Source organism: Microvirga sp. P4_G7, from assembly GCF_056401005.1.
This window is the reverse complement of record NZ_JBFUKD010000231.1, coordinates 1-5,208: the sequence shown is the minus strand read 5'-3', so window position 1 is coordinate 5,208 and position 5,208 is coordinate 1. Positions and strand designations below refer to the sequence as shown.

The following is a 5,208-nucleotide window of genomic DNA, read 5'->3' as shown; positions in this document are numbered from 1 at the left end:
GTCGAGGGGTTTCGTCGTCGCGGCCTTGAAAGCCGCTTCGGCGTTCTTCCAGGGATCGCCCCCACCCCGCATCCTGTTCGGCGGCTTCGACATTCCTATCTCCAGGCGGATTGTGAAAGCGAAGACACCCGTTTCAAGGGGATTCGCCAGACCGTGAGCATACCCGATGCCGCCGCCGGGGCAAAAGTTCGCGCGAAAAAGGAAGGGGAAGAAGACCGCAGACGGGTCGCGAAAACAGAGTGGTGCCCCTGGCCGGGATCGAACCAGCACTCCTTGCGGAACTCGATTTTGAGTCGAGCGCGTCTACCAATTCCGCCACAGGGGCTCTGTGGCCTGCCGAGTAGCATCGCCACGGGAGCTGGTCAATCCGGGAGAGGGCCGGGAGAGAAGGGTCTCGCCTTTGGAGATCGCTTGTGCTCAAAGAGCCCAGGCTGAAATCGGCCGCGACAGCTTCTGGTCCTGTATGCTCAGACGTCTTTACGATTGGACATTGTCCCTGGCGGCCAAGCCCTCCGCGCCCTACGCGCTGGCGGCGGTTTCCTTTGCCGAGAGCTCGTTCTTTCCTGTCCCGCCGGATGTGATGCTGGTGCCCATGATGCTCGCCCGGCCGGACAAGGCCTGGTTCTATGCGGCGATCTGCACCGTCACATCGGTGATCGGCGGCCTGCTCGGCTATCTCATCGRCGCGCTGCTTTATGAATCGGTCGGCGCCTGGCTGTTCCAGCTCTACGGCCTGACCGAAGGGGCCGAGACGTTCAGGCACTCCTATGCCGAGTACGGCCACTGGATCATTCTTTTGAAGGGGCTGACGCCGATCCCCTACAAGCTCGTCACCATCACGTCGGGCTTCGCCGGCTACAACCTGTTCTGGTTCGTGGTGTTGTCGATCATCACCCGGGGCGCACGGTTCTTCCTTGTCGCCCTGTTGATGAGCCGGTTCGGACCCGCCATCAAGAATGTGATCGATCGGCATTTCAACGTCGTCGCGGCCGGGGCTATCGTCATGATCGTCGGAGGCTTCGTCGCCTTCCGCTATCTTCTTTGAGCCGAGCGGGACGCAGCGACGTGAATCCGCGCGAGACTGGGATACAGGTGACTGGGATACAGGTGACTGGGATACGAGTGACCGGAATGCAGGTGACCATGAGACAGGCGGCGCTTGCCATTGCGCTGGGAGCCGCGGCGACCATCGGCGGCGCCTATGTTTTTCAGTACGGTCTCGGCTACCAACCCTGCAAATTGTGCCTCATGCAGCGGGATCCCTATTACGTCGGCATTCCGCTGGCGCTGATCGTGGCCTTCCTTCCGCCCTCCTTGCGCAAGCCGGGCCTCTGGCTGCTCGCCCTGGTGTTCCTGGTGAGCGCCGGGTTCGGAATCTACCACGCAGGCGTCGAATGGGGCTGGTGGCTCGGGCCGAGCGATTGCGGGGGCGGCACGGGCGCCGGCGCTGGAAATGTCGGCGACTTCCTCAACCAGTTGCAGAGGACGCGCGTCGTGAGCTGCACGGAAGCCGCGTGGCGCTTTCTCGGATTGTCCTTGGCGGGGTGGAACGTGCTGATCTCGCTGGCGCTCGCCGCTGTCGCGGCATTGGGAACAAGAACCTCTCGGGCCTGACCCTGTCGCGTCTTCTGCGACGGTTCTACGGTTCCAGCTCGCTGTCCCAGTAGAGATAATCCATCCAGCTGTCGTGAAGGTAATTCGGCGGGAAATGGCGSCCGTTGGCGTGAAGATCGTGCAGGGTCGGCGCGTAAGGGCTCTGACGGGGCCACATCTCAGCCTGGCGCGGCAGGCGGTCGCTCTTGCGCAGGTTACATGGGGCGCAGGCCGCGACGACGTTTTCCCAAGTCGTCTGTCCACCCTTCGAGCGCGGGATGACGTGGTCGAAGGTGAGATCGTTGTGATCGCCGCAATATTGGCAGGTGAAGCGGTCGCGGAGAAAGACGTTGAAGCGTGTGAAGGCGGGATTTCGGCTCGGCTTGACGTAAGTCTTGAGGGAAATCACCGAGGGGAGACGGATCTCGAAACTCGGACTTCGGACCACCTTGTCGTATTCCGAGACGATATTCACACGGTCCAGAAACACCGCCTTGATCGCATCTTGCCAGCACCAGATGGACAGCGGGTAGTAGCTCAAGGGCCGGTAATCGGCATTGAGGACTAGCGCCGGACAGGCATCCGGTTTCACGACAGGCTGGACGTGGATCGTCACATCACCTCCTCTTGAGAGAAGAGTCGTCTTCCGCAGTTAGAGTCTACAGGCACTGTGACGTTGTTGTGAAGCTCAATCGCCGCGTCGTCTGTGCCGCACCCACAGCCGATTGCTGCCGCTCAAATTGACGTTCCGTCGCCTCCTTGCGAAGAGTTGCGAAGGGAACCCTGACCGGCGATCGCTGGGCCCAGGGAGGGCGGGAGGCCGCGATCACGATCTTTCACGACGCCCTGAGCTGGATCGAGCCGGCGATTGCCGCCTACGGCGTCGCCGCGCTTTTCATCATTCTCTATTTTGAATCCTTCGGCGTGCCGCTTCCTGGCGAGAGCGCCCTCGTCGCGTGCTCGCTCCTGGCGGTGAAGGGGGATCTGGCGATCGGGCATGTCTTCCTCGCGGCCTGGATCGCCGCCGTTCTCGGCGACAGCACCGGCTATTTGATTGGCCGCTACGGTGGACGGCGGCTCCTCGAGCGTTTCGGCCCGCGCCTCGGTCTGACGGCGGAGCGCCTCAATCATTTCGAGGCAAAGTTCAAGCACAGCGGGTTCTTCATCGTGCTCGGCGCCCGTTTCGTCGCGGTCCTGCGTCAGCTCAACGGTCTTGTCGCAGGCTCCGTCGCCATGCCCTGGCCTCACTTCGTCGTCGCCAACGCGCTCGGCGGCGCGCTCTGGGCGGGCCTGTGGAGCTTCGGCCCGTACTTCTTCACGGATTTTTTCCGCCGCTGGCTGTAGTTTCAGGGTTTCGGCTTCACCGCTTCGGTCTTCAATTTCGCGAGAGCGGCACGAATGGGGGCGAACGGACCATACACATGCTGCTCGCGCGAAAATCCGTCGGCGTAAGGTCCGTAAGGCGTGTCGACGGGCTTCTGCAGCCGGTCGGGATAATCGGCGGCAAGGTCCGCCTTTTGGGGGCGGGGTTGCGAGACGACGAAGGCCGCGACGTCCCACGCATCGTCCACCGACAGGCGCGGCGCATCGTAGCTCGTCCCGTTCGGCATGTTGGAATGGACGAAGTTGGCGATCGTGATCAGTCGGTTCATGCCCGCAGCGTTGTTGAAGCTGTCTTCACCCCAAAGGGGCGGCACCATGTATCCGAGGTCGGTCGTCGGCAGGCTTCGGCGCAGCCCGGCACCGTCCGTGCCGTGGCACATCACGCAATTCGTCGCGAAGACGGCTTTGCCGCGAACCGGATCGGCAGCGCGATCGAGCTCCGCCATCTGTCCCGCGCCATAGCCTGTCAGTTCCTCGCCCGGTTTGACGCCGATCGACAGGAAGGTCACGTAGGCCGCCATCGCCTTCATTTCGGGAGAATCGTCAGGCAATGCGCGGCCGTTCATGCTGCGCTCCATGCAGGCGTTCAGGCGTTGCACGAGCGTGAATCCCGTGCCGGTTTCGGCGTTGTATTGCGGAAACTGGTCCTTCAGTCCCCAGAGCGGGATGCCGAACTTCTTCGTTCCGGCATCGAGATGGCAATTGCGGCACGCGAGATTGTTGCCGGCATATCGCTTTGCAGGATCCGCCACCTCGGGACCGATGTGGGCATACGTCGCCGTGATGAGATCCCGCCCGCGACGAATCAAGCGCCCCTGCGCATCATCGGGTAGCGAGCCGATATCGGGCACGTTCCAGAACGGATTGGGCGAGGCGGTCTGCGCGAGCGCGGGCGCGAATCCGCAGAATGTCAGAACGAAACCGGCAGCGACGCCGACCAAGCGGGTTCTTCGGAAGGATGTCGTCATGTGATGCGCCCCCAACCTTGCGCCGGCACATCGTGCCATCGGCGCGACTCTTGCGCTAGAGCGTGATGCTCCGCGCAAAGCGACTTTTGGAAACGTCGTGGTCGATCACGTTTTCATCGTGATCGAGAGAAGCGATTTCAGCGTGTCGGAACAGGCTTCTCGCCGCGGTAATCGTAGAAACCGCGCTTTGTCTTGCGTCCGAGCCAACCGGCTTCGACGTATTTCACGAGAAGCGGGCACGGCCGATATTTTGAATCAGCCAGGCCTTCATGCAGCACCTGCATCACGGAGAGACACGTATCGAGCCCGATGAAATCGGCGAGCTGAAGCGGGCCCATCGGATGGTTGGCGCCGAGCCGCATGGCGGTGTCGATCGCCTCGACCGACCCGACGCCTTCGTAGAGCGTATAGATCGCCTCGTTGATCATCGGCASCAGGATSCGRTTGACGATGAAGGCGGGGAAATCTTCCGACGCCGTCGCGGTCTTGCCGAGCTTGCCGATGAATTCCTTCGCCGATTCGTAGGTCGGGTCGTCCGTCGCGATGCCGCGGATCAGCTCGACGAGCTGCATCACCGGGACCGGGTTCATGAAATGGATGCCGATGAAGCGCTCAGGCCGGTCGGTCGATGCTGCGAGGCGCGTGATCGAGATCGACGAGGTGTTGGTCGCGACCATCGTTTCCGGGCGCAGAGACGGGCAGAGCGCGGTGAAGATCTTGCGCTTCACCTCTTCGTTTTCCGTTGCAGCTTCGATCACGAGATCACACACGGCGAGATCGTCGTAGCTCGTTGCGCCCTGGATCCGGCTCAATGCCCCTTGGCGCTCGCCTTCCGAGATCGTCTCCTTCGAGACCTGCCGCGCCATGTTGCCGTTGATGGTGGCGAGGCCCGCATTGACTCTCTCTTGCGAGAGGTCGTGAAGGCGAACGTTCAGGCCCGCAAGCGAGCACACATGGGCGATGCCGCTGCCCATCTGCCCAGCGCCGATCACACCCACGGTTTTGATCTCGATAGCCATTTTTGCCTGTCGCCCCGAACACGAGCTTTTTTATGAGGGAAGACCGGTCGGCCGATGCCGACCGGTTCGCTTCTCTATTCCTGGCCTTAACGGCCTGCCTTGGTCAACTCTTCCTGCAGTTCCGGGAGGATTGTGAACAGATCCCCGACGAGACCGTAATCGGCGACTTGGAAGATGGGAGCTTCCTCGTCCTTGTTGATGGCGACGATGACTTTCGAATCCTTCATGCCGGCGAGGTGCTGGAT

At 61.9% G+C, this 5,208-nt stretch carries 6 protein-coding genes, 1 tRNA gene and 1 pseudogene; 3 read left to right on the top strand and 5 right to left on the bottom strand.

Translation table 11 applies throughout. From position 1 onward, the window contains the following. Positions 1-240: 240 nt before the first annotated feature. A tRNA-Leu gene (locus AC1DT3_RS11560) sits at positions 241-325 on the bottom strand. Positions 326-463: 138 nt separating this feature from the next. On the opposite strand from AC1DT3_RS11560, the gene AC1DT3_RS11555 reads away from it, so the two are divergent. Then, on the top strand, positions 464-1,045 hold the full coding sequence (locus AC1DT3_RS11555) for a YqaA family protein (RefSeq protein WP_477465399.1): 582 nt from the start codon (positions 464-466) through the stop codon (positions 1,043-1,045). A gap of 86 nt (positions 1,046-1,131) precedes the next feature. After that, positions 1,132-1,614 (top strand): disulfide bond formation protein B, encoded by a 483-nt coding sequence (locus AC1DT3_RS11550; RefSeq protein ID WP_477465398.1) that lies wholly within the window; start codon positions 1,132-1,134, stop codon positions 1,612-1,614. Between the two features lie 25 nt (positions 1,615-1,639). Here AC1DT3_RS11550 and AC1DT3_RS11545 read toward each other — a convergent pair whose 3' ends face one another. Then, positions 1,640-2,209, bottom strand: coding sequence for an HNH endonuclease (locus AC1DT3_RS11545; RefSeq protein WP_477465397.1), 570 nt, complete (start codon positions 2,207-2,209; stop codon positions 1,640-1,642). A 230-nt stretch (positions 2,210-2,439) separates the two neighbouring features. Between AC1DT3_RS11545 and AC1DT3_RS11540 the strand changes: the two genes are divergently transcribed. Further along, positions 2,440-2,937, top strand: coding sequence for a DedA family protein (locus AC1DT3_RS11540; protein WP_477465400.1), 498 nt, complete (start codon positions 2,440-2,442; stop codon positions 2,935-2,937). A gap of 2 nt (positions 2,938-2,939) precedes the next feature. Here the strand turns inward: AC1DT3_RS11540 and AC1DT3_RS11535 are convergent, their stop codons facing one another. From AC1DT3_RS11535 to AC1DT3_RS11525, 3 genes and pseudogenes are all read right to left on the bottom strand, one after another. After that, positions 2,940-3,944 (bottom strand): c-type cytochrome, encoded by a 1,005-nt coding sequence (locus AC1DT3_RS11535; protein WP_477465396.1) that lies wholly within the window; start codon positions 3,942-3,944, stop codon positions 2,940-2,942. Between the two features lie 137 nt (positions 3,945-4,081). Then, positions 4,082-4,963 carry a 3-hydroxybutyryl-CoA dehydrogenase gene (locus tag AC1DT3_RS11530; RefSeq protein WP_477465395.1) on the bottom strand — a complete coding sequence of 294 codons (882 nt, stop codon included), beginning with the start codon at positions 4,961-4,963 and terminating at the stop codon, positions 4,082-4,084. Between the two features lie 86 nt (positions 4,964-5,049). Continuing rightward, positions 5,050-5,208, bottom strand: a pseudogene (locus tag AC1DT3_RS11525) (electron transfer flavoprotein subunit alpha/FixB family protein); the annotation flags it as partial.